This window comes from Psychroflexus sp. MES1-P1E (assembly GCF_002836055.1).
Taxonomy (GTDB): Bacteria; Bacteroidota; Bacteroidia; order Flavobacteriales; family Flavobacteriaceae; genus Psychroflexus.
Map to the genome: position 1 here is coordinate 1 of NZ_PJBS01000151.1, position 26562 is coordinate 26562.

Genomic DNA, 26562 nt, shown 5'->3' on the forward strand with positions numbered 1-26562 from the left:
GTAGTGGATCTGGTTTGTTGGTGAGTGGTGAGTGGTGAGTGGTGAGTGGTGAGTGGTGAGTGGTGAGTGGTGAGTGGTGAGTGGTGAGTGGTGAGTGGTGAGTGGTGAGTGGTGAGTGGTGAGTGGTGAGTGGTGAGTAAAAAAAAAGAATAAATAAAAACTTTTGCGACTTTGTGAGAATTTGTTTTGAATAAAGCGGCTAGCAACAATTAAAAAAAACCTAACTAATAATAACTAAGAACCATGTTTAAAAATTATTTCAAAATAGCCTTTAGGAACTTATGGCGACACAAAAGCTATTCTGCCATTAATATAGGCGGTCTTGCGGTAGGAATGACGGCAGGCTTTTTATTGCTATTGTACATAGGTTATGAATTGAGCTATGAGGCTTTTCACTCTAATAAGGATCAACTTTATAGAGTTGTAACAGACATTGAGACCCCTTCTAATACATATAAGACGCCTGTTGTAGACTGGAATATTTTAAGTGAGATTACTGCCGAATTTCCAGAAGTTGAAAACAATACCAGATTAAATGATACGGAATTTGATGTGCGTCTAGGTAATAACAATTACCATGAAAGCAAAGTATTAGGGGTGGATGAAAGTTTCTTTCAAATCTTCGATTATGAGTTATTGCAGGGAAATCCAATTGAAGCACTTAAAACACCCTTCAGTTTGGTGCTATCAGAATCAACTGCTAAGAAATATTTTGGAGATGAAAATGCGTTAGGTAAGACCCTGAAAATAATGGATGGCAATAGAATAGCGACTGTTACTGGAGTGATGAAGGACAATCCAAAAAACACTCAAATTAAAAGTGACATCCTTATCTCCATGTCCACCTATACAGAAGTTATAGACCCTGAACTGAAGGAGTCTTGGGGTGATTTCAATAACCGTGGTTTTGTTTTGCTGAATAAAAATGCAAATCCGAAAACACTAGAAGCTAAAATTGCTTCCTACAACGAGCGCACTCATGGTAAAATCATGAAAGAAGTCGAGTTGAAACTCACCTACTTTTTAGAACCTATTGAAGATATCTACTTGTATTCTGAACGTGGCTCTTCTCCCCAAATAGGCAATGTTTATATTTTCCTTATCGTGGCTCTTTTTATTCTTTTAATTGCTGCAATCAATTTTATCAATTTAACGACTGCAAGATCTGTAGAACGCGCCAAGGAAGTTGGAATACGTAAGGTTATAGGCGCCAAAAAAGGGCAGCTCTCCATTCAGTTTTTAAGTGAATCTATCGTGATCTGTTTGTTTGCCTTTTTTCTAGCCATAGGCTTTACATGGCTAGCACTCCCCTATTTTAATACACTTGCAGGCAAGGAAATTGCAAGCAGTATATGGGATGATCCTATCTATCCTATAAGTTTATTTGGTATAGCGCTATTAATAGCGCTCATAGCTGGATCCTATCCCGCGTTGGTGTTATCTTCATTTAAACCCATAAAAGTTTTAAAAGGAAAGTTCTCCAGTAGTTCCTCTGGCTCCAGACTGCGAAAAGGACTAGTTATCAGTCAGTTTACTATCTCTGTTATAATGATTGTGAGTACGATCATAGTCTATAATCAGATTGATTATATGCGCAGTCAGGATCTAGGATTTGATATGAATCAGATAATGATCGTAGAAACAAACGGCAGTGCAAAGCAAAAAATAATGATTGATGAACTTAGCAATATTCCCAATATTATTTCCATAACCACCGCAGCGACTGTACCTGGTGGTGGTGGAGATAACAGTACTGCCTTAACTAAAATTGTAAATCAACAAGGCAATGAGCAGACGCTCACTATCGACCGGTATAGAATAGACGATGATTATATCAATCAATTTGATCTCAAGCTACTGGCTGGTAGAAATTTCTCCAAAGACTTAGCAAGCGACAGTCTAGAATCTATGATCATCAATGAAAAAGCATTTGGACTATTGGGTTATTCAAACCCAGAACAAATCATAGGCAAAGGTTTTGATCAATGGGGCAGAAAAGGCAAGATTATCGGTGTCGTCAAAGACTTTCATATGACTTCGCTGAAAGAGGAAATTAAACCATTGAGCATGGTCTATAATAATTCAGGTAACACTTTAATCAATTTTAAAATGACGGGTAATAATGTCAGCTCTACGATTGCTATTATAGAAAATAGCTTTAAAAAAGCCTATCCCAATACCACTTTTGAATACGCTTTTGTCAATGAGTTATTTAACGAGCAGTATGAAGCAGAAAAACGCTTTGGGACACTTTTTCTAAGTTTTGCACTACTTGCCATTTTTATCTCTTGTTTGGGATTGCTAGGACTAGCGTCCTACAGCACGTTGCAACGTCGCAGAGAAATAGGAATACGCAAGGTTCTTGGAGCCTCTTCAATGGGAATTGTGAATCTATTGAGTAAGGATTTCCTGAAATTGGTATTGATTTCCATAGTCATCGCTACTCCTATCTCCTGGTTCATCATGAACAAATGGTTACAGGATTTCGCCTACCGAATGGAAATGAGCTGGTGGATATTTGCAGTTTCAGGTGGTTTGGCGGTAGGTATCGCTTTTCTAACTGTTAGTTTTCAAGCTATTAAAGCAGCGATGACAAATCCAGTAAATAGTCTAAAGACAGAATAAAGTGAGAAGTGGTGAGTGGTGAAAAATGAGAAAATTTAATTAAAAACTTTGCGGCTTTGCGAGAGTTTTTTCACAGCAATAATTTAAAAGCAATTAAAAAATAATAACTAAAAATCATGATTTTAAATTATTTCAAAATAGCACTAAGAAATCTTTGGAAAAATAGAACGTTTACTGCGCTAAACATGGTTGGTCTAACTGCTGCATTTGGTGTGGCAATACTGTTAGCGATGTTTGCCTTTTTTCAACTGTCTTATGATCGTTTTCATGACCATGAGGAGAATCTTTATCAAGTATATTCTGAAGACAGTGAAGTAAACGGTATCGAAGCTAATATATCAAAATCTGAACCTTTTGCTTCGGCATTACGCGATGAAATTTCAGGAGTTGAGAAGATAACACGCTATAATGGATCTGGTGTGTTATTAAATTATGAAGACAAGCAATTGCAGATGAATGGTGCTTATGTCGATCCCGATTTTTTTGATATGTTCAGCTATCCAATCCTAAAAGGTAATAAAAAAAATCCAATAACTTCAGAATCTTCAGTCGCCATGACTGAACTCGCGGCAAATCGACTCTTTGGGGATAAAAATCCTATTGGGCAAACAGTCACTATTTTAAGAGACGAAAAAAACGTGCCATTTATGGTGACAGCCATTATTGAAGATTTCCCTAACACAAGTTCCATAAAATTCGATATAGTTCTTAATTTTAAAAGTCAGCCGTTACATGCCTACGCTCGAGCAATAGGACGTTGGGACATTCAGAATCATGAGGTCTATATGCAACTTTCTGAAGGAATAAGGCCAAAACAGTTTGAAAAGAGTACCACAAATTTCACACAGCTACACTATAAAAACGAAATTGATAATGCGAAACGTGACGGAATTCAACCGAATGCGAATGGTGATTATAGACAAATTAAATTGTTGCCTTTGGCAGATGTACGATTTGCTAATTTTAATCAAGGCGCAGTAACGGTAAACCGTATGATGCCCTATCTCGTATTAGGTATAGCCATTCTAATTTTATGTATTGCTTGTATTAACTTTATTAATATGAGTATTGCTAAAAGTGCACAAAGGTTGCGTGAGATTGGAATGCGTAAAACTTTAGGTGCAAACCAAAAACAGTTATTTTTTCAGTTTTGGGGGGAAAGTATGCTCGTTTTTTTAGCATCAATAAGTATGGGTATTTTAATGGCGACGCTTTTATTAGACCTTTTCCAAACCCTATTTAAGACTCAGGCTTCGTTTGCCATATTATTGAACCCTTCATTGCTACTCGTGCTAGGTTTAAGCGTGGTGTTGATTACGCTAATAGCAGGTGGCTATCCAGCACTATTAATGAGTCGTCTTGGTACGTTGCAGAGTTTAAAGGGTAAATTGGATAGTAGCGGAAAAGATCACTTGCGCAATAGTTTAATGGTATTACAATTTGGTATTGCGATATTACTTATTAGTGGAACCCTAGTACTTTGGGCTCAGGTAGACTATATGAGAGCAAAAGATTTGGGCTTCAATAAAGATCAGGTCATCGCATTTCCTCTCAATGGCAAGCGTAATGATCAGCAAGCGGTGCAATTAATTCGAGATGTACTTCAAGATAAACCGAATATTGTGAGTGTTACGGCATCCAATAATATCTTAGGTCTTGGTAAAGATGGATCTCGGTCTACAAGTATTTTAGGTTTTGATTATAAAGGTCGTGGTGTGGATACGCACATGGTCGTTGTCGATGCAGATTATATTGAGACTTTAGATTTAGAGGTCATCCAAGGTCGGTCGTTCCGAAATAACCTCGCTAGTGATAGTCTATCGGTTATTATTAATAACGCTATGGCTAAACTACTTAATGAGGGTGATATACTGGCTTCTAAAATAAAACTTGATGAGGGATCTTACGATATTGTTGGTGTGGTTAAGGACTTTAACTTTCAGGAACTCGATCAAAATATTGCCCCAATGTCTTTATTTGCGCTTCCCAACTGGAACTTAAGCAATGTTTATGTGAAGGTGACACCGCAAAATTTAGAACAAGCTTACGATGATGTGAAAATAGCTTGGGAAACTATTGAGCCTAATGCAGAATTTGAAGGCTCATTTTTAAATGAAAATATAGATCGCACATTACGTAACGAGCGCACCATGATCACGATGATTGGGAGCGGTTCTATCCTTGCCATCATTTTGAGCTGCATTGGTTTATTCGCAATGTCTTTGCTTATTGTGGCGCAACGTCGAAAAGAAATAGGGGTTCGTAAAATTGTAGGTGCAAGTGTGTCTTCAATTACCATACTTCTTACTAAGGATTTTTTAAAGCTGGTTATTATAGCTTTTGTTATTGCAACACCAATAGCTTGGTATACACTGAGTAAATGGTTGCAAAATTATGCTTATCGCATCGATCTTAATATTTGGATATTTCTTACAGCAGGTGGAATTGCGGTTTTAATAGCCATGATAACAATTGCAGTGAAAACAATAAAAGCCGCAACATCTAACCCAGTAAAATCATTGCGGACGGAATAAATCAGTTAACCGAATAGTAGTCAAAAATGATTAAAAATTATTTTAAAATAGCATGGAGAAGCCTTAAGAAAAAGCCGCTCTACACATCAATAAGTATTATTGGCCTTTTTGTAGGCATTAGTTTTGCCTTACTGATTGGCGCATTTATTTGGCAGGAGATACAAGTGAATACTAACCTGAAAAATGCTAATTCTCAGTACATTCTTACCAGTGAATGGAAAGACCCAAATATGGGTGTAGATTTTGCGACACTTGGTCCATTAGCAGAAAATCTTAAAGCACAATATCCGTATCTCGTTGCAAATTATTACCGCTGGGATGGGATAACGAGCATCATTTCTAAAGGAGATAAAAATTTTAGAGAAGGCATTCAACTTGGAGATGAAAGTCTTTTGACGATGTATGGTTTTAATTTGATGCAAGGTAATCTTAACAACGCATTTGAAGCTCCTTTTTCGGTAGTGATAACTCCAGAAAAAGCTATAAAATTTTTCGGGAAAACAGATGTTGTCGGAGAGATGGTAACGATTCAGAATTTTGAAGGAGAAAATCACGAATTCAAAATAACAGGAGTTCTAGTTGAAACTTTAGAAAATTCTATAACCCAAATTACAAAGCAAGCCGATAATGGTTTTTTTATTGCTAAAAATTCTGCACCTTATTTTAATCGTGCCAATTTTCAAGATTGGGAAGCACCAATTTTTGCTTCTTATATTGAATTACAACCAGGTATTACAGCGCAACAATTAGATGAGCCTCTTAGTCGTTTAATACAAACTCACGCATCAGAAGTTATTCAAGACAACTTAAAAATTGTGCCATTAAAGCTCACTGATTATTATTTAAATAGAAATAATGCAAGTCTTAAACAAATGCTCTACACACTCGCGTTTGTTGGTTTTTTTATTATGCTAATGGCGATTATCAATTTTATAAATATAGCCATTAGTCACTCAGGAAGTAGACTTAAAGAGATTGGTATTCGAAAAGTTTTAGGAGGAAAAAGAAAACAACTCATTTTTCAGTTTCTAATAGAATCTATTGTCCTAGTTAGTATTTCAAAGCTTCTGGCTTTTATGTCATATCCGATTTTTAGTGGTTGGTTCACAGAACTAATTAGTAAAGAATTGATCAGTCTTTCACAATTTCCTGCGTATTTCCTATTCATACCTTTTTTATGTATTGCACTTATCAGTGCATTGGTAGGCTTTTACCCAGCATTTGTATTGTCCTCTTTTAAATCTATAGATGCTATAAAAGGAAAATTAAATATAGGAACGGGTGGCGTCTATCTTAAAAAATTTCTTTTAGGTTTTCAATATGTTACAGCACTTGTTGTCTTAATTGCAGCACTTTTGGTAACAAAACAATTGGATAACTTCTTTGGTAAGAGCCTAGGATACGATAAAGAATTTGTGGTAACCGCTGCGGTTCCGAGAGATTGGACTTCGGAAGGTGTTAACAAAATGATGACCATAAGAAATGAACTGGCAAAAGTGCCTTCAGTAGAACGTGTAAGTCTTTCTTATGAAATTCCTAATGGTAATAATGGGTTTCAAATAAATGTATATAAAGCAGGTGGTAATCCTAATCAATCTTATGCCACTCAGGGATTGGTTAGTGATGAAGCTTATCTTACAACCTATCAAATACCGCTAATAGCAGGGACATTCTTAGAGTCTGGAGACATAAATCGTAATACGGTCGTTATTAATGAAAAAGCACTTTATGCCTACGGGTTTAAAAATGCCAAAGACGCCATTGGCCAAGAATTAAATATTGTTGGTGAAGAGGAATCACTCACTATTGAAGGAGTTGTTTCAGATTTTCATTTTGAATCTATGCAGCAGTCAATAAAACCACAGTTATTTTTTAATGTGAACACGAGACCTAATTATAGATTTTTGAGCTTTAAATTGAATCCTGGAGATGTGAATAAAAGTATCGCAGCGATTCAACAAAAATGGAAAGATCTTATGCCCAATTCGCCATTTGAGTATAAATTTATGGACGCTACTCTGGCTACGCTTTATGAAAGTGAATTACAGTTTAAAAAGGCTACATATACGGCATCTTTATTATCACTAATTATAGCGCTTCTTGGCATATTTAGCCTCGTTTCATTGAGTGTCAATAAGCGTGTAAAAGAAGTTGGTATCCGTAAAGTTTTAGGAGCTTCTGTATCTAGTATTAGTTTTTTATTCGTGAAAGAGTTTTTAGTAATTTTAGGATTGTCCATGCTCATCGCTTGTCCTTTAGTCTATCTGCTAATGAACAATTGGCTGTCTAATTATGCCTATCGCATCACCATAGGTTTGTATCCATTTTTAGTAGGGATCTTATTAATTGCTAGTATAACCGTGTTACTTATTTTATTTCAAACCCTAAAAATAGCTAATACGAATCCGGTTAAAAGTTTGAGGTCAGAATAATAGAGCAATAATCATCAATCAAAAACACTCAATCGTGATAAAAAATTATTTTAAAATAGCGTGGAGACATATCCTAAAAAACAAAGTGATGTTTGGCATCAATATCCTGGGTTTGGCATTGGGTATTGCAAGTTGTGTGATCATCTCTTTGTTTGTCATTGATGAATTAAATTATGACAGGTTTAATACTAAAGCAGAGAATATTGCTCGTGTTGTTTTTAAGGCAAGTATAAATGGCGAAACTATTAATGAAGCTGTTGTTATGGCACCAGTAGCACAGACCTTTAAAAATGATTTACCAGAAGTTTTAGATGCTACACGTTTGACCAACCTATATAATCCTGAAATTAGTTATAATAATACCACCTTTAGAGATAGTAAGTTTGCTTATGTAGATCCTAACTTCTTCTCAGTTTTCACACTTCCTATTATAGAGGGAAATAAAATTAATCCTTTAGAAAAGCCAAACACAATAGTTATTTCTACTAAAGAAGCAAAAAAGTATTTTGGTGAACAAAGCGCCATTGGAAAATCATTAAGATTGGATAACTACGATCGTCAATATACAGTTACTGCGGTAATGGAAGAAGTTCCTAGGAATTCACATTTTCATTTTGATATGTTTGCTAGTACAGAGGGTTATGAAGCAGCCAAAGGAACTTCGTGGGTTAATTCAGATTTCTTTACTTATTTACTTTTAAAAGATGGAACAGAACTTAGGGCTTTAGAAAGCAAACTGCCAGAACTCATTAAAAAATACATGGGGTCTCAAATTGATGAAGCAGTTGGAGTGTCGTATGCAGAATTTATAAAAAATAATAAAATTGGTCTCTTTCTGCAACCTCTTAAAGATATACATCTAAGATCAGGCTTTATTAATACTACAGTTTTAGAGCAAGGAGGCGATATAAAGTATATATACATATTTAGTGCTATTGCTCTGTTTATGTTATTAATTGCTTGTATTAATTTTATGAATCTTTCTACAGCTTCGGCTTCAAAAAGAGCTAAAGAAGTAGGTATTCGTAAGGTACTTGGTTCTAATAAGAAACAATTAGTCGTTCAATTTTTAGCGGAGTCAATCATTGCAACCTTATTAGCAATGGGTATCGCTTTAGTATTAGTATTTGTTTTTTTGCCTGTTTTTAATACCATATCTGGAAAAGAACTTGATATCAATTATTTTCTAAATCCTATGGCATTTTTCACATTAGTTGTATTAACACTAAGTGTTGGTTTTATAGCAGGTGGGTATCCCGCTTTTTTCTTGTCTTCTTTTACGCCCATTAAGGCTTTAAAAAACAAGTTCACTGGTGTTGGGAAAAACAAAGGGATAAGAAGTGGATTGGTTGTCTTTCAATTTGTTATTTCTGCGGGGCTTATTTTATCGACGCTGGTTGTTTATCAGCAAATGGATTTTATTCAGCAAAAAGAATTGGGATATAATAAAGACCAATTGCTTGTATTGCGCAACTCGTATTTACTTAAGGAAAATAATTTAGCTTTAAGAGATGAACTTTTAAAATCCCCAAGCGTCTTAAACATTGCTCAGTCTGCATATGTTCCAGCTGGCACTTCAGATGTAAGTATGTCTGGCGTTTTTCTGGAAGACACGTACGTGAGAAGAATGTTTACCTATAATATTGACGAACATTACCTTCCTACAATGGGAATGAATTTGATTTCAGGACGTAATTTTTCCAAGAATTTCGGTGATGAAGTGAATAAAGTTATTATCAATGAAGAAGCCTTAAAAATATTGGGTTTTAGAGAAAACGCTATCGGTAAACAATTTCAACGTGACACGGATGATGGTAAACAACTGCTTACTGTTATTGGTGTGGTAAAGAATTTCAATTTCAAAACGCTTCACCAAAGAATAGATCCGTTGTTGATGTTATACAATCCGTATGGCGGTCTTATTGTTAGAACTAAAGTAGAAGATATGTCTAGTTTAATTGAAAAAGCCAATGCCATTTGGTTGACTTTTAAGGCTAAAGGAAATTTTAGCTATACCATTTTAGATGATTCGTATAACCAGCAATATCTCACCGAACAAAAAATGGGAACAATTCTATCCCTCTTTGCCGTGCTCACCATTTTTGTAGCCTGTTTAGGTTTATTTGGTTTGGTGACGTACACAGCGGAACAAAGGACTAAAGAGATAGGGATACGGAAAGTTTTAGGTTCAAGTGTTTTACAAATAGTGAGTTTACTTACCAAGGATTTTTTAAAACTTATTATTATATCATTCTTAATTGCATTTCCATTGAGCTTTTATTTAATGAATAAGTGGCTGCAAGATTTTGCTTACCGCATTGAAATTTCAGTTTGGTCAATTTTTTTAGCAGCACTTTTAACCAGTATAGTTGCATTTTTAACCATCAGCTTTAAAAGCCTTAGAGCCGCTATAGCAAATCCTGTGGACAGTCTAAAAACGGAATAAAGGGGGTAATTGGGAGTGAGTGGTTTGTAGTGGGTAGTAAGTGGAGAGAAGAAAGAATAATAAATAAAAAATAATGAACTTACTTTATTTTAAAATAGCATTCAGATACTTGATTAAAAACAAGTTGTATTCCTTTATTAATATCATTGGTCTTTCTCTTGGTACTGCTGCCTTTATTATTATTTCGCTTTATGTAAGTTATGAAAAAAGCTATGATACATTTGAAGGATCTGACCATGTGTATCGGGTTTATATGGATTATTTAGAAGGAGGAATTTTTGAACCAGGTGATGCGCAAACCTATAATTTAAGTGGACCTACAATTGAAAAACAATTCCCTGAGGTTATTGATTATGTTAGACTTTTTAGATTAGAGAACGTAACCTTTGTAAATAAGGATAAGATTATTGAGCAACCAAGAGGGGCCTTGGCTGATGCTTCCTATTTTGATATTTTTAATACAGCGCTATTAGAAGGAAGTATCGAAGAGTACAATAAACCAAATACTATCATTTTATCTGAAAGTTTAGCCAAAAAGATATTTGGTGAAGAAGACCCAATAGCTAAAACAATTTCCGCTTTTTATGAAGAAAATGTTCTTTTAGAAGTAGTTGGCATCATGCCAGATCAATCTGAAACAACACATATGAAACTTAATTATCTGGTGTCTTTTGAAACTATGAAAACTTGGTATCCCATGAGCAGTGGCTGGGAATTAAACTGGAATGCAAATAATTTTTTCACCTATTTGAAGCTTCATAAAAACACTGATTTTGAAGAACTTCAGGACAAATTAATACATATTGATATCGAAAATAATTCAAATGAACGTCATAATATTGAACGTTTAAGCGATATTCATTTATACTCGGACAAACCTTATGAAGCGGAAACAAATGGAAGCAGGAGTCGAATAAGGTTTTTATCAGTTATTGCAATCATCATTCTCATTCTATCTTGGTTGAACTATATTAATCTTTCGACTGTAAGATCTTTAGAGCGTTCTCGTGAGGTAGGTATTAGAAAAGTAGCAGGTGCTAAACGTTCACAGTTAATAACACAATCTTTAATTGAATCTTTATGCTTGTTTGTTTTGGCTTTTATTATTGCGATAATTCTAGTTGCTTTTCTGTTACCAGTTTTCAATAATTTTGTTGAAAAATCTTTAGTTTTTGGAATTGCAAATTTTAAATCACTACTCCCCTTTGCTGGCTTAATTTTGCTAGGCAGTCTTTTAGCAGGTTTTTATCCAGCTATTATTTTAAGCAATTTTTCACCAATTAAAGCTTTAAAAGGAAAAATTAGTAACTCATCAAATAAACTGAATATTAGAAAAGGACTCATTACCCTTCAATTTTTTGCCACCATAACACTTATCATAGGCACTTTGGTTGTAGCAAAACAAATCCATTTTTTAAAAGAACAACCTATAGGTGTAGAACTGTCTCAAGTTTTAGCACTAAACGGTAAAGTTTTAGAATCTATATCTGATTCTTTAATGATAAAAAAAGTAGCAGTATTTGAGAGTGAATTAAAGAATTTGTCTTTTGTTGAAAGCGTAGCGACAGCTTCAACGTATCCAGGAGATGGTTATAATAATTTATCATCGACAGTCGGTATAGAATTTCCAAATGGTAAAACTGAGGAGCGACAACTATTCTATATTTATCAGGCTAGTCCAAACTATTTTAATGTCGTTAATATTCAGTTTGTAGCAGGAAAAGCTTTTATAAAAAGCTCAGAAAATAGTCCGAGAACCATCGTGATAAACGAAAAATTCGCACGAAAAATGGGGTATTCAAATCCAAATGAGCTTGTCGATAAGCAGGTTAAGTTTTGGGATGAGAATTGGACGATATCCGGTGTTATGGAAGATTATCATCATTTTGGATTAAAGACAGGAATAGAACCTCTAATCATTTTTAATGATCAAGTGTATGATAATGTTTTAGTGAAATTTAATTCATCTTCAAGTTCAGTAGCAGGCATGCAAACTAGTTTAGATAAAGTAAAAACACTATACACCTCTATTTTTCCTAATAGTACTCTAAACTATACATTTTTAGATAAAAAATTCGAGGCACAATATACTGAAGATCGGAAGTTTGGTGTGGCATTCCAAATTTTTACAAGTTTAGCCATCTTCATCGCAGCTTTAGGTCTGTTTGGTCTAACATCCTATATGTGCTTACAAAGACGAAAAGAAATAGGAATTAGAAAAGTCACAGGAGCAAGTATTTTTCAAATTGTAACACTGCTTAATAAAGATTTTATCTTGTTGGTAATTATAGCATTTATTATAGCAGTTCCAGTTGGTTGGTATATAATGAGCCAATGGCTTCAAGAATTTGCCTACAGAACAGATCTAAGTTGGTGGATTTTTGCATTATCTGCTTTGATTGCTGTTGTAATTGCACTTGTTACGGTAAGTTTTCAATCTATAAGTGCAGCAATGTCTAATCCCGTGAAGTCGCTTAGAACAGAATAAAACGAGTATTAGTCAGTGGTGAGTAAAAAAATAGAATAGAATTACGAATTAAAAAAAAAGACTAAGAAGAAGAGAGGCTATATCATAGTAGTGAATGATTTCACTTCAAAATAGCAGAGATAAAATCCTTTGAGAAACTTTGTGGCTTTTGAGACTTTTCTTTTATAAAGCAACTAACAAATAATAATAACAACCAATCATGATTTTAAATTATTTCAAAATAGCCTGGAGAAATCTTTGGAAGCACAAATTGATTTCAACAATAAACATCATCAGTCTGGCTATAGGCTTTAGCGCATCGTTTGTCATTGGACTTATGGCTTACTATGACCTTACATTTGATAAATTTCATCCAGATAGCGAACTTATTTATAGAGTAACTACGACTTCTATTTCTAACGATTCCGAAAGTAGTAATCCTGGAATCCCTATGCCATATATTATAGAGACAAGAAATAATATGAGTGGTGTAGAAATTGCTAGTGGAATTCATACTGCTGATTTTTTAAAAGTTGAAAACGCCCTGACTAAGACAGTTTTTAAAAGCCCAGAATATGTTGTTTTTACAGATCCTGAATACTTTAGAATATTCAGCTATGATTGGCTCGCGGGTTCTCCTGAAGAGGCATTAACTGCGCCGAATGAAATCGTGCTCACTAAAAACAGAGCAAAAAAATATTTCCCAACCTTATCACCAACTGAAATTATGGGAAAGACTTTAATCTATAATGACTCTATACAAACCACAATTAAAGGGGTTGTTGCAAACTTCGAAGAGCGAACTGATTTAATTTTTGAAGAATTCCTATCCATTGAAACTTCAAAAAAAACAGATCAAGGAAGCTATATTTTGGATCCTCAATGGGATAATACAAACTCTGGCAGTCAATTGTTTATTAAAGTATCTGGCCCTTTGGTAACGTCATCAATTAGAAAACAATTAAATGCCCTGGAAGCAGAGCACAGATCTGATTGGGAAGTGAAATATAGTAGAAGTAAAGATTTTGAGCTTCAACCACTTAGTGACTTGCATTTTAATGTTGAATTGGGGCTCTTTGATTTTAGCGATCAACCTGCAGATAAATCGGTAATGACTGGACTTGCTTTAATAGCATTATTTTTACTCTTATTAGGAGTCATCAATTTTATAAATCTAAATACTGCACAAGCCAATCAGCGTGCTAAAGAAATAGGAATACGTAAAACACTTGGGAGTTCTAAAAAGCAACTTGTCTTTCAATTTATGGGTGAAACCCTATTACTCACTATTGCTTCAGCACTTATCTCTGTAGTACTGGCGTATTGGTTACTTCAAGTGTTTTCAGATTTTACACCAAATGGTTTAAGTTTTTCACTTTTTAAAAGTCCTTTTATAATAGGTTTCGCACTAATTCTTATCGTTTTAGTCACCTTTTTGTCTGGAATTTATCCAGCATTAGTGTTGACACAATGCAAACCAATTTCAGTTCTTAAGAATCAAGTGGTTAGTAAGGGAGGGAAACCAGCAATACGTCGTTTTCTTACAGTTTTTCAGTTTTCAATCGCTCAAGTATTCATTATTTCAACAATTATGGTAGGAAAGCAAATTCATTTTATAATGAATAAAGATATGGGCTTTAAGACTGAAGCTATTGCCAATGTCAATACTCCATGGTATAATAACACTCAAGAAAAGCAAGTAAGATTTGAGCAAGAGCTTAAAAAGTTTCCAGAAATATCTAAACTTGCTAGAGGAGGTAATACTCCAGCATCATTTAGTACGAGTACTACTGCTGTGACATACATAAATGATGATGGTATTGAGATTCAAACCTCTTTGCAGTTGATAAGAGGAACTGAAAATTATATTGATCTTTATGGTATTGAGCTATTGGCAGGGAGAACGACATTGAATGATACTATCCGTGAACTTATTATCAATGAGACTTATCTCAATATTATGGGTTTTAAAGCCCCTAGTGAAGCTATTGGGAAGCAAATAAAAAGAAGTGATGAATTGTATCCAATAGTTGGAGTAGTAAAAGATTTTAATCAACGGTCTTTAAAAGATCCAATAGAACCACTAGCCTTAGTTGGAAATTGGAGCGATAGATCGTTTAGAGTGATGCATTTTACTATGACAAGTAGTGGGCAAAATAGTGTGGCAACAACAATTTCCAAAATTGAATCTGTATTTAAATCAATTTATCCTGAAGCTGATTTCAAAGTGAATTTTATGGATGAAACTGTTGAGAAATTTTACATACAAGAAAAAAGTCTATCTAAATTGCTCAATTGGGCGATGGGTTTGTCGATTCTAATCAGTTGTTTAGGCTTGCTAGGTCTTGTGATTTACACAACCAATAGACGTGTTAAAGAAATTGGCGTTCGTAAAGTTTTAGGCGCTTCGTTATTACAAATCAACACCTTATTGTGTAAAGAATTTTTAATTCTAGTCGCTATAGCTTTTATCATAGCATCACCAATAGCTTGGTATGGTATTCATAATTGGTTGCAAGATTTCGCTTATAAGACAAGTATTAGTTTTTGGGTGTTTTTAGCAAGTGGAAGTGCTATGGTTTTCTTTGCATTATTAGTTATAAGCATAAAGACACTTCAAGCTGCTAATGCCAATCCTGTGAACTCGTTACGTTCAGAGTAAATCAATCAGAAACCTATAGTGTAGTAATTCTACTTTTAAAGTGTTCGGATATGAACAATTAGTGTATCAAAATCGAACACTTTTATGATAAGAAATAATTTCATTAACCTAGCTTATAGCTAGTTAGGTGTTTGGCATTATCTTCACCATATATTAAGTATAACAAATTAGAGAATTTATAGTGTTTTTAATTTTTAGCACTCAGAATGATTAACCCTCTAATCAAAATTATAAATCATGATTAAGAATTATTTTAAAATAGCATGGAGAAACCTTTTAAAGAACAAAGGTTTTACAGCCATTAATATTATAGGCTTATCATTAGGTATTGGTTGCTTTATTATGATTTCCATGTTCGTGATAGATGAATTAAGTTATGATCGCTATCATGAGAAGGCAGATCGCATTTACCGAATAAATTCAGATTTCATTTTTGGAGGTGCAGAAATGAGTATGGCTGTGAGTTCAGATCCTATGGGAGAAACGCTAAAGAGCGATTATCCTGAAGTTGAGGACTATGTGAGATTTTATGCTTCTCAAGGATCTAAGTTAATTAAAAATGGAAATAAATATATTAACGAATCAACAGTAGCACATGCCGATTCTACTTTGTTTAATGTCTTTACATTACCGGCAATACTAGGCGATACGAGAACGGCACTTAATGAACCCAACACCGTAGTTATAACAGAAATTGCAGCGAAACGTTATTTTGGGAGCGCAGAACTTGCTATGGGTGAAATGCTAGAGACCGATGATGATAACAAAACAACATTATATAAAGTAACTGCTGTTATAGAAGACCTGCCTAAAAATTCACATTTCAATTTCGATTTTTTCTTCTCCATGGCCAATGTCGATTATGATTTTGGTAATTATTTAAGTGCCAACTTTCATACGTATGTGCTCTTAAAAAAAGGTACAGATTATAAAATATTCAATAAAAACTTTACAGAAGTTATTGAGAAGTACTTGCTACCAAAAGCAGCGGAATTAATGCAAATTCAGAGTATGGAGGAGTTTGAGGCAAATGGAAATAAATTAGAATATTCTTTAATGCCACTTACAGATATACATTTACATTCTTCAAGAGAAGTCGAATTAAGTGCAAATGGCAATATCCAATATGTTTATATTTTTTCCGCTGCTGCATTATTTATATTATTAATTGCTGGCATCAATTTCATGAATCTTACGACTGCAAGATCTTCAGGTAGAGCAAAAGAAGTAGGTATTCGTAAAGTTTTAGGTTCTGAAAAGAAAGCACTAATTGGACAGTTTTTAACCGAGTCAACCTTAATTGCCTTTTTAGCGCTTTTTGTGGGTTTGTTGTTTGTATGGCTATCTTTAGGATGGTTTAATGGCATTTCAGGAAAGGAAATGTCTATGTCTTCTTTATTAAGTCCAAAATTTTTAATATTCATCTTTGTGCTTCCGTTTATAGTTGGTGGATTAGCGGGTGCATATCCAGCGTTCTTCTTGTCTTCATTTAAGCCAATTAAAGTATTAAAAGGGACATTATCAACAGGGCATAAAAAAAATACCCTACGTAATTTTTTAGTGGTGTTTCAATTTGCAACATCCATCATTTTAATTGTTGGTACAGTAGTCATATATAAACAAATAAACCACATTCAATCTGCAAATTTAGGTTTCAATAAAGACCACGTAGTAGTGGTTAACAATTCTGGGATATCACGTGAAACCAGACAATCTCTGAAAAATGAGATTGAGCAACTAACTGCAGTGAAATCAGCTTCGTTTGCAGGATTTTTACCCGTATCTAATTCTTCGCGTTCAAGCACCATTTTTTCTACAGAAACTGTCATGACAGAATCTAACGGATTTAATATGCAGTATTGGAACGTAGATTACGAATATTTGGAAACTATAGGGATGAAAATAAATGAAGGCCGGAATTTCTCTCGAGATTTTGGCTCAGATTCAACAGCTATAATATTAAATGAGACGGCTGTTAAATTAGCTGGTTTTCAAAACCCTATTGGTAAAAAAATATATACAGAAAATCAGACTAGCGGCCTTCAAGTCTATACGATTATTGGTGTGGTTGAAAATTTTAATTTTGCATCTCTACGTGAAAATGTCGGAGGATTAAGTTTAAAATTAGGAAACAATAGTTGGGAAACTGCCTATAGATTTAATACCGCTGATGTTAATGGTTTGCTGTCTACAATTGAGAATAAATACAAGGCTGCTGCTCCAGGAATGCCATTTAAATATGAATTCTTAGATGAAGCTTTTGAAAATATGTATCGCCAAGAGCGACGTGTTGGGACCGTTGCTCTTGTTTTTGCATTATTGGCAATAATTATTGCCTGTCTTGGCTTATTTGGGTTGGCAACTTACATTGCTGAACAACGCACAAAAGAAATTGGCATACGCAAAGTACTGGGAGCTTCAGTAACTACTATTGTTAAAATGTTGTCTACAGATTTTGTAAAACTAGTGATGCTTGCCTTTGTCATAGCCGCACCTATAGCATGGTGGTTTATGAATAAGTGGCTACAGGAGTTTGCTTTTAGAATAGATCTTCACTGGGGGATTTTTGCAATTACTGGATTAGCAGCCTTAGTCATAGCTTTAATAACATTGAGTTTTCAGGCTTTTAGAGCCGCTATGGCTAATCCAGTAGATAGTTTAAAAACAGAATAAATCCCCCAGCCCCAAAGGGAGTAAAAAAACTGTAAAATACAAATCAACTTCTACTAGCCTTTTGTGGTCTTTGCTAAGGGCTTAGCGTTCTTTAAGTGAAACGTTTTAAAAAATGAATTTCAGTTAATTATCAACTGAAATAGATTTTAAATTTATACTGATGAGCTACGGATTTTAAAAGTGTCCGATTACGTACAAAAAGTGTATCAAAACCGAACACTTTATTTATTAAATATAGTTTTAAAGTTATGATTTATAAGTACTTAAACCTTTAGCATCATCTTCACGATATAAAAAGTATGAGGATGGAATAAAATATAAACGAATACGCTTATTCCCTCTAAAGAGAACAATTATGATCTTAAATTATATCAAAATAGCCTTCAGAACTTTATTGAAAAATAAAGGCTACAGCTTTCTAAATATTTTTGGTTTAGCTATTGGTATGACTTGTGCCAGTTTAATCTTCCTTTGGGTGGAAGATGAGGTGAGTTTTAATACGTCTTTTGAAAAACAAGACCAGATATATTATGTACCAACAAATCATAATTTCAGTGGTGAATGGCGTACCTTTTATTCAACACCAGGGCCTTTGGCTAAAGCACTTAAAGATGAGATTCCTGAGGTAATTAGATCAGCAGTAACAATTGGAGCTAATTTGGTATTTCCTATACAAGATGATCATATAGGTAGTATAGGTAAGTATGCTGATGAAGACATTTTTGAAATTTTTAGTTTAGCTTTTATTGAAGGCAATGCAAAAGATGCATTTAAATCTCAAGAAGCCATAGTGCTTACGGAAGAAATGGTGGTGCTACTTTATGGGGAAAATACAAAAGTTCTTGGAAAGACCATAAGGATGAATAATGGAGATGATTACATGGTGACAGGTGTAATAGAGAACCTTCCTGCTAATGTCACTTTTGGATTTAATTGGTTAGCCCCTTTTGAAAGATATGCGAAAAGACAAAATGATATATTGGGATATGACAATAATTTTGCTGATACGTTTGTAGAGTTGTCTCCTGAGGCAAATTTTGAAATCGCAGATCGTAAAGTCCGACAAATTCTTTTAAAAAAGAACGGTGATAGTCCTACAGGTACTTATGCTTTTTTGCACACCATTAAAGATTGGCACCTAAGATCAAAATTTGAAGATGGAAAAGTAGTTGGTGGACGAATTGCTTATGTGCGTTTATTTACAATAATAGCTATTATAATATTACTCATCGCGTGCATTAACTTTATGAATCTATCCACAGCACGTAGCGAAAAACGTGCTAATGAAGTTGGAGTTAAAAAAGCGATGGGGTCTGGTCGATCTCGATTAATTATTCAATTTATATCAGAAGCTTTACTTCTTGCCTTTATAGCAACACTTGTCAGTATACTCGTGTTGTTTGTTTTATTACCTCAGTTTAATTTACTTGTTGAGAAAAATTTGATACTAGGACTTGCAAAACCTGTGCATATTCTGTTCCTGCTGGGAATCACCTTGGTTTGTGGAATTTTTGCAGGACTATACCCTGCATTTTATTTATCGGCATTTAAACCTGTAGAAGTCTTAAAAGGTCTAAAAGTCACTCAAGGTTCAGCAACATTTATTAGAAAAGGTCTTGTCGTTGGTCAGTTTACCATCTCTATTGTATTTATTATAGCTACTATTTTGGTATATCAGCAAATTCAGCATGTTAAAAATAGAGATCTAGGCTATGATAAAAACCAATTACTCGTTATGAGAGCGAATGATGAGGTTATTCAAAAATTTTCAGTCATCAAAAGAGATTTAATAAATACGGGAGCTGTGAAAAATACAGCTTTATGTAATTCTGTAGTGCTTTCTGGAGGTAGCAACCGTACTGGGCTGAAATGGGATAGTGCTGAACCTACTGAGGATGTTCTGATTAGTTTGAGGCATGTGAGTTCTGAATTCATACAAACAATAGGAATGGAGATTGTAGAAGGAAGAGATTTTAGTACTATCCTGATACAGGACAGTACTAATGTTTTAATCACACAATCATTTGCTGACTTAATGGGAAAAGGTAGCGCATTAGGAAAAAAAGTGACTATCGATGAAAAGGCATATCAAGTCAAAGGAGTCGTTAAGAATTATCTATATGGAGACATGTATGGGACGAGTGATCCGGTACTATTTTTTAATAATACCAATTATGGGAATTTTTTATATGTTAAAATTGAAGATGAAATTTCTGCGGCTCTAGCTATTTCTAAGATAAAAGCAGTTATGAAAAAGCACAATCCAGTATTTCCTTTTGATTATAATTTTGTAGATAACATATTTGATGCTAGGTTTAAAAACGAAGAGCTTATTGGTAAGCTTTCGCAACTCTTCGCCTTATTAGCCATTCTCATTTCATGTTTAGGCCTTTTCGGTTTAGCAGCTTACACAGTGGAAAGGAGCAGTAAAGAAATTGGAATTCGAAAAGTTTTGGGTGCAAGTGTTTCAGGCTTAGTGAAATTATTGTCCAAAGACTTTTTAAGGCTTGTTGGTATTTCTATTTTAATTGCCGTGCCAATAGCTTGGTATGCGATGGAAAATTGGCTTCAAGATTATGCCTATCGCATAGAAATCAATTTGTGGATTTTTATTGTGGCTGGAGTCTTAGCTATTTTGGTCGCTTTACTAACTGTGAGTTTTCAAGCCATTAAAGCAGCCTTGGCTAATCCAGTAGATAGTTTAAGAACAGAGTGAATCCCATAATACCAAAGAGGAATAAAAAAACCGTAAAATACAAATCAACTTCCACTAGCCTTTTGCGGTCTTTGCTAAGGGCTTAGCGTTCTTTAAGTGAAACATTTTAAAAATTGAAATTCAGTTAATTATCAACTGAAATAGATTTTAAATTTATAGTGATGAGCTACGAATTTTAAAAGTGTCCGATTACGTACAAAAAGTGTATCAAAACCGAACACTTTATTTATTAAATATAGTTTTAAAGTTCTGATTTATAAGTATTTAAACCTTTGGCATCATCTTCACCATATAAACAGTATGAGCATGGAATAAAATATAAACGAATATGCTTATTCCCTCTAAAGAGAACAATTATGATCTTAAATTATATCAAAATAGCCTTCCGAACTTTATTGAAAAATAAAGGCTACAGCTTTCTAAATATTTTTGGTTTAGCCATTGGTATGACTTGTGCGAGTTTCATCTTTCTTTGGGTGGAAGATGAGGTGAGTTTTAATTCAGATTTCGCAAAGCAAGATCAAGTTTATTATGTGCCAACACATCAGGAATATGATGGTGAATGGAGGACGTTTAATTCGACTCCAGGACCATTAGCAGAAGCGATGAAAACGGAAATTCCTGGAGTGATCAGAGCGGCAAGAACCAAGCACAGAGACTTTCTGTTTGCTGTTGACGACAATGCAATCAATAGTTCTGGACGTTATGTGGATGAAGATTTTATAAACATATTTAGTCTGTCATTTATTGAAGGAAATGCGAAAACGGCATTTAAAAGTCCAGAAGCTATAGTAATTACTAAGGAAACAGCAGAACAGCTTTTTGGTAAAAATGTAAAAGCACTTGGGAAAGTTATAAAAGTTAATAATACTGATAATTATTTGATCACTGGCATTATTGAGAATCTTCCTAAAAATGTCACTTTTCCTTTTAATTGGATTGCCCCTTTTCAACGTTATAGTAATGGTCATGACTGGATGACAGAATATGGTAGTTTCTTTGCAGATACTTTTTTGGAGTTATCTCCAGAGGCAGATTTTGCAGCTGTAGATGCACAAGTCCGAAATTTAATTGAGAAAAAAACAGATGATAGTAATTCAAAAGCATTTTTACATTCCATAAAAGACTGGCACCTACGCGATAATTTTGAAAATGGTAAACAGGTTGATGGACGCATTACTTATGTGCTTTTATTTTCCTTTATCGCTCTAATAATATTACTTATCGCCTGTATAAATTTTATGAATTTATCTACGGCGCGGAGTGAGAAACGTGCTAATGAAGTTGGTGTGAGAAAAGCGATGGGCTCTGGTCGCTCTCGATTGATCATCCAATTTATTTCTGAAGCTTTGGTGCTTGCTTTTATAGCAACACTTGTCAGTATACTCGTGTTGTTTGTTTTATTACCTCAGTTTAATTTACTTGTTGAGAAAAATTTGTTATTAGGGCTTGCAAAACCTTCACATATTATATTTCTATTAAGTGTTACCCTATTTTGTGGAATCTTTGCTGGATTATATCCTGCATTCTATTTATCAGCATTTAAACCTGTTGAGGTTCTAAAAGGTTTAAAAGCCACTCATGGTTCTGCCACATTTATTAGAAAGGGCCTTGTGGTTGGGCAGTTTACGATTTCCATTGTTTTTATCATCTGTACTATTTTAGTGTATCAACAGATTCAGCATGTAAAGAATAGGGATTTGGGTTTTGATAAAGACCAATTAATTTCATTAAAAGTAAATGGGACTATGATTGAGAAATTTTCAGTCATAAAACAAGATTTAATTAGTACTGGGGCTGTTACAAGTATCGGTTTAAATAACTCAGGAGTTTTAGATGGAGGCAATAATGGCTCAGGATTAGAGTGGATGGGAGGCACAAATACAGAAGATGTTTTGATTTCCTTTAGATATATCAGTTCAGATTTTTTAGAAACCGCAGGAATTGAATTGGCCGAAGGTCATGGTTTTAGTGAAAATAGAGCAAAAGATAGCACCAGCGTTTTAATTACTGAATCATTCGCTAAACTAATGGGTGAAGGTAGTGCAATCGGAAAGAAAGTAATAAGATGGGAGGATACGTATACCGTTATTGGTGTTGTGAAAGATTATTTATATGAGGACATGTACGGGCAAAGTGACCCTGTGTTATTTTTTAATTATCATGGGGAAGCCAGTTTTATGTATTTAAAAACGAACCCTGAAATAACCACTAATGCCTTGCTATCTAAAGTTGAAGCTGTGCTGAAAAAGCATAATCCAGCCTATCCATTTGAATACACCTTTGTAGACGACACGTTCAATGCTAAATTTAAAAGTGAACAGCTTATTGGTGAACTTTCGCAGCTCTTTGCTTTATTAGCCATACTCATCTCTTGCTTAGGTCTTTTTGGTTTGGCAGCTTACACAGCCGAACAGCGCAGTAAAGAAATTGGAATTCGAAAAGTTTTGGGTGCAAGTGTTTCAGGCTTAGTGAAATTATTATCCAAAGACTTTTTAAGGCTTGTAGGTATTTCAATTTTAATAGCTATTCCTGTTGCTTGGTATGGAATGGATAATTGGTTACAAGATTATGCCTATCGCATAGAAATCGACTGGTGGATTTTTGTTGTGGCTGGAGTCGTAGCTATTTTGATCGCTTTATTAACCGTGAGTTTTCAAGCTATAAAAGCAGCCTTGGCTAATCCAGTAGATAGTTTAAAAACAGAGTGAATCCCATAACTCTAAAGGGGAGTAAGAAAATTAAATAGAAATACTAATCAAAAGATATTAAAATAAATTCAGCATAAAAAACAAGTATTATGATACGTAGTTATATAAAAATTGCTTGGCGGAGTTTGAAGACCAATCGGTTGTTTTCAATAGTAAATATAGTGGGTTTGTCTATAGGTTTAGCTTCAACTTTGGTGCTGTTTTTATTCATTTTACAGGAGCGTAGTTTTGATAGTATGTACGCTAACAAAGACCAGATTTATCGTGTGCTTCTTAATACCACGGAGGATGATTTGGAGACTTGGGCAAATGTACCGTCAGCCTTAGCTCCAGAACTTAAAGCAAATATTCCAACTATTATTGAATCTGGACGATTCTTTCATCACGGCTTTGGAGAATCAGCCTCCATTAAAACGGATAATGATGTGTTTATAGAAGATAAGTTATTCTGGTCTGATGCCTCTATTCTGGATATATTTAATGTGGAAATTCTTAAGGGAACAGGATCAGAAAACCTGAACAATCCCAACACTATTTTGCTTTCAGAAAGCACGGCTAAACGGTATTTTGGTGATGAAAATCCAATAGGAAAAACACTAACCATTGACAATACAACCTCGTTTGAGGTTAAAGGTATCTTTAAAGATTTCTCTGATAACAGTTCATTAAATTTTAATGCGATCGCCCCTTTTATGATGCAAAACTTTGCAAAGAATCCGTCTTGGAATAATGCGAGTTTTGAAACCTTTGTGATGTTCGATACAGCAACTCCAGTCATTAGGGATGTTGAGCTTAAAATCCAGGATATTTTAAATAAAAATGTGGAAAAAGAAGCCCTTTGGTACACTTTTTCACTCCAACCCTTAGAGCGTATTCATTTGTATTCTTCAAATTATTCAGATAGTTATATAACTAATTATGGGGACATTAATCAAATTCGTAATCTTACTGCTTTAGCGCTTCTAATCCTACTTATTGCCTGCATCAATTACATGAATTTAATAACAGCACGTTCTCAAAAAAGAGCGACAGATGTTGGAATTAACAAAACACTGGGGGCGTCTGTAAAAGATATAATTATTAGGTTTTATATAGAAACAGGTTTAATTACGGCCATTGCCATGGTTTTAGGTGGACTTTTCGCTGTGATAACCTTACCTATTTTTAACGAATTAGCTGGGAAACACTTAGCAATTTCATCTTTGTTTACAATTAAAATATTGGGGTTTTTGGTATTGATTTGGCTAGTCACTACTTTATTTTCTGGCTCCTATCCTGCCTTATACTTATCTCGTTTTTCACCAAAAGAAGTTTTAAAACCAACTTCAAATAAGGGTGGCATAGCAAGTGTAATAAGAAAAGGCTTGGTTGTCGTTCAGTTTTCTGCTTCTGTGGTTTTAATTATTGGTGTGATCGTGATACATCAACAATTAGAATTTATTCAAAATAAAAGTTTAGGCTATAATCCAGAAAATGTCATTGCAATTTCAACATCTGGAATTCGCAACGGAGCGTCAGGAAGAGCTTTGGTAAACGCCTATGAACAATTACCAAACGTTTCGGCAGTTACAAGATCTCAAGGCTATCCAGGACTTGAAGTTAGTGGAAGAAGTCTATACAAGCGGAATACGGAAAAAAGCATGGGTATACAAACCAACAGAGCTGAGCAAAATATTGCAGATGTTTTGCAACTCAACTTAGTATCGGGTCAGTTATTGCCTAAAATTAAACAGCAAGGAGATACTCTAGTTGAAGTGCTTGTCAATAAAACCACCGTGGATTTCTTAGGTCTATCACCCGAGGAGGCCATAGGTGAAAAGGTGGCTATGCAACTAGGTGATAATGCATACATATGTGGAGTTGTAGACGATTTTAATTTTGCATCATTGCACAGTCCTATTGGAGCGTATGCATTTCATAATGCGTCACGTGAGCCAAAATCATATTTATTAATTCGGTTTGAAAATGAAATTTTAACGGAGACCATTTCAAAATTCGAAAATACGTTTAAAGCGGTTGCACCAAATACAGCATTCAAATATACCTTCTTAGATAAGAATCTAGAATTACTTTATGAAAAGGAACAGCGCACAGCAAACGTAGGTTTACTTTTTTCCATATTGGCAATACTTGTCGCTTGTTTGGGATTATTTGGTTTAGCTGCATATATGGCTGAACAACGCAACAAAGAAATTGGAATTCGAAAAGTGTTTGGAGCAAGTGTAGCTGGAATTGTTCAGTTATTATCGCTAGACTTTATAAAACTCGTTTTAGTGGCCTTAGTCATCAGCTTTCCATTGGCATTATATCTTATGAATAGTTGGTTGCAAGACTTTGCCTATCGCATTGTAATTAGTTGGACGGTATTTTTGACAGCAGGCATTCTGGCTTTAGGCATTGCCATGTTAACAGTAAGTTTTCAAGCGATAAAAGCCGCCATTGCCAACCCGATAAAAAGTTTAAAAACAGAGTAAAGCCCTCAACTCCAAAGGGGAATTCAAAAACAAAAATGATAATCATAATAAATAAGAAAACCATGAAAAATTTAATACGTATTGCAATGCTAAGCTTGATTTGCGCAAGTCAAATGGTAGTGGCTCAGACAAAAAAGACGGTTGAATCCTTTAGTAAAGTGACGATTAGTCCACATATCGAAGCCACTTTTATTCAAGGTGATGAAGAGTCTGTTACTATTTTAGATAGTACAGAACCAGAAGACAAAATAAACATCGAAATCAATAGAGAAACCTTAAGAGTGTATCTAGATGACGCTAAGGAAACCACTAAGACTAAAAAAACCAACAAGAATGGAGCAAGAATGAATGTTCCTATTTATAAAGGTAAAGTGCTAAGTATTCTTATTACTTATAAATACATCGAAGAGCTCTCAATAAGAGGTGAGCAACAAATGCTTTGTGAAAGTTTAATTGATGTTGAAAAATTTAAACTCAGTATCTATGGAGATTCTGAAGTGACTTTTAATGAAGTTAACTTTCAAGAATTAGAGGTGAATAGCTATGGAGAGAATAAATTAACTATTAATAAAGGGAGTATTTATGAACAGAAATTAACCGCTTATGGTGAATCTTATTTTGATTTAATTGAAGTTAATAATACCACTTCAAAATTAATCGCTTATGGAGAAGCCAAGTTTTTGATCAATGCTTCAGAGCGTATTAAATTCACTGCCTATGGTGAAGCAGAATTGAGTTACAAAGGAACAGCAGATATAGTTACAGGGATAAGAATCGGAGATTCAAAAGTACAACGCATCGATTAATTAAAGTCAATTACTT

At 34.4% G+C, this 26562-nt stretch carries 12 protein-coding genes; 11 read left to right on the top strand and 1 reads right to left on the bottom strand.

What is annotated here, in order from left to right; translation table 11 throughout:
• Positions 1 to 206, bottom strand: a 206-nt coding sequence (locus CXF67_RS18445) for a hypothetical protein (protein WP_145990389.1), incomplete at its 3' end; no start/stop codon positions are given.
• 37 nt (positions 207 to 243) lie between these two features.
• On the opposite strand from CXF67_RS18445, the gene CXF67_RS05155 reads away from it, so the two are divergent.
• The 11 genes from CXF67_RS05155 to CXF67_RS05205 all read left to right on the top strand — a co-directional run bounded on the left by CXF67_RS05155 (position 244) and on the right by CXF67_RS05205 (position 26546).
• Positions 244 to 2625 (top strand): ABC transporter permease, encoded by a 2382-nt coding sequence (locus CXF67_RS05155; protein WP_102087770.1) that lies wholly within the window; start codon positions 244 to 246, stop codon positions 2623 to 2625.
• 116 nt (positions 2626 to 2741) lie between these two features.
• Complete coding sequence (locus CXF67_RS05160; protein ID WP_102087771.1) at positions 2742 to 5159, top strand: ABC transporter permease; 2418 nt, start codon at positions 2742 to 2744, stop codon at positions 5157 to 5159.
• Positions 5160 to 5185: 26 nt separating this feature from the next.
• A complete protein-coding gene (locus CXF67_RS05165; RefSeq protein WP_102087772.1) occupies positions 5186 to 7591 on the top strand; it encodes an ABC transporter permease in 2406 nt (801 codons plus the stop codon).
• Between the two features lie 34 nt (positions 7592 to 7625).
• A complete protein-coding gene (locus CXF67_RS05170; RefSeq protein ID WP_102087773.1) occupies positions 7626 to 10037 on the top strand; it encodes an ABC transporter permease in 2412 nt (803 codons plus the stop codon).
• Between the two features lie 73 nt (positions 10038 to 10110).
• On the top strand, positions 10111 to 12525 hold the full coding sequence (locus CXF67_RS05175; protein ID WP_102087774.1) for an ABC transporter permease: 2415 nt from the start codon (positions 10111 to 10113) through the stop codon (positions 12523 to 12525).
• Positions 12526 to 12724: 199 nt separating this feature from the next.
• On the top strand, positions 12725 to 15166 hold the full coding sequence (locus CXF67_RS05180; RefSeq protein WP_102087775.1) for an ABC transporter permease: 2442 nt from the start codon (positions 12725 to 12727) through the stop codon (positions 15164 to 15166).
• A 237-nt stretch (positions 15167 to 15403) separates the two neighbouring features.
• Positions 15404 to 17839: an ABC transporter permease gene (locus tag CXF67_RS05185; protein WP_102087776.1), complete on the top strand. Its 2436-nt coding sequence runs from the start codon at positions 15404 to 15406 to the stop codon at positions 17837 to 17839.
• A gap of 355 nt (positions 17840 to 18194) precedes the next feature.
• A complete protein-coding gene (locus CXF67_RS05190) occupies positions 18195 to 20555 on the top strand; it encodes an ABC transporter permease (protein WP_102087777.1) in 2361 nt (786 codons plus the stop codon).
• Between the two features lie 356 nt (positions 20556 to 20911).
• Entirely contained in the window at positions 20912 to 23266 is a 2355-nt protein-coding gene (locus tag CXF67_RS05195; protein WP_102087778.1) for an ABC transporter permease, read from the top strand.
• Between the two features lie 89 nt (positions 23267 to 23355).
• Positions 23356 to 25740 carry an ABC transporter permease gene (locus CXF67_RS05200; protein ID WP_102087779.1) on the top strand — a complete coding sequence of 795 codons (2385 nt, stop codon included), beginning with the start codon at positions 23356 to 23358 and terminating at the stop codon, positions 25738 to 25740.
• A 62-nt stretch (positions 25741 to 25802) separates the two neighbouring features.
• Positions 25803 to 26546 carry a GIN domain-containing protein gene (locus tag CXF67_RS05205; RefSeq protein ID WP_102087780.1) on the top strand — a complete coding sequence of 248 codons (744 nt, stop codon included), beginning with the start codon at positions 25803 to 25805 and terminating at the stop codon, positions 26544 to 26546.
• Positions 26547 to 26562 lie beyond the last annotated feature (16 nt).

What these genes read in the sequence shown, in the direction of transcription:
- CXF67_RS05195 (WP_102087778.1), top strand. Translation starts at nt 20,912, where the DNA reads ATGATCTTAAATTATATCAAAATAGCCTTCCGAACTTTATTGAAAAAT.
- CXF67_RS05160 (WP_102087771.1), top strand. Translation starts at nt 2,742, where the DNA reads ATGATTTTAAATTATTTCAAAATAGCACTAAGAAATCTTTGGAAAAAT.
- CXF67_RS05200 (WP_102087779.1), top strand. Translation starts at nt 23,356, where the DNA reads ATGATACGTAGTTATATAAAAATTGCTTGGCGGAGTTTGAAGACCAAT.
- CXF67_RS05205 (WP_102087780.1), top strand. Translation starts at nt 25,803, where the DNA reads ATGAAAAATTTAATACGTATTGCAATGCTAAGCTTGATTTGCGCAAGT.
- CXF67_RS05175 (WP_102087774.1), top strand. Translation starts at nt 10,111, where the DNA reads ATGAACTTACTTTATTTTAAAATAGCATTCAGATACTTGATTAAAAAC.
- CXF67_RS05155 (WP_102087770.1), top strand. Translation starts at nt 244, where the DNA reads ATGTTTAAAAATTATTTCAAAATAGCCTTTAGGAACTTATGGCGACAC.
- CXF67_RS05165 (WP_102087772.1), top strand. Translation starts at nt 5,186, where the DNA reads ATGATTAAAAATTATTTTAAAATAGCATGGAGAAGCCTTAAGAAAAAG.
- CXF67_RS05180 (WP_102087775.1), top strand. Translation starts at nt 12,725, where the DNA reads ATGATTTTAAATTATTTCAAAATAGCCTGGAGAAATCTTTGGAAGCAC.
- CXF67_RS05190 (WP_102087777.1), top strand. Translation starts at nt 18,195, where the DNA reads ATGATCTTAAATTATATCAAAATAGCCTTCAGAACTTTATTGAAAAAT.
- CXF67_RS05185 (WP_102087776.1), top strand. Translation starts at nt 15,404, where the DNA reads ATGATTAAGAATTATTTTAAAATAGCATGGAGAAACCTTTTAAAGAAC.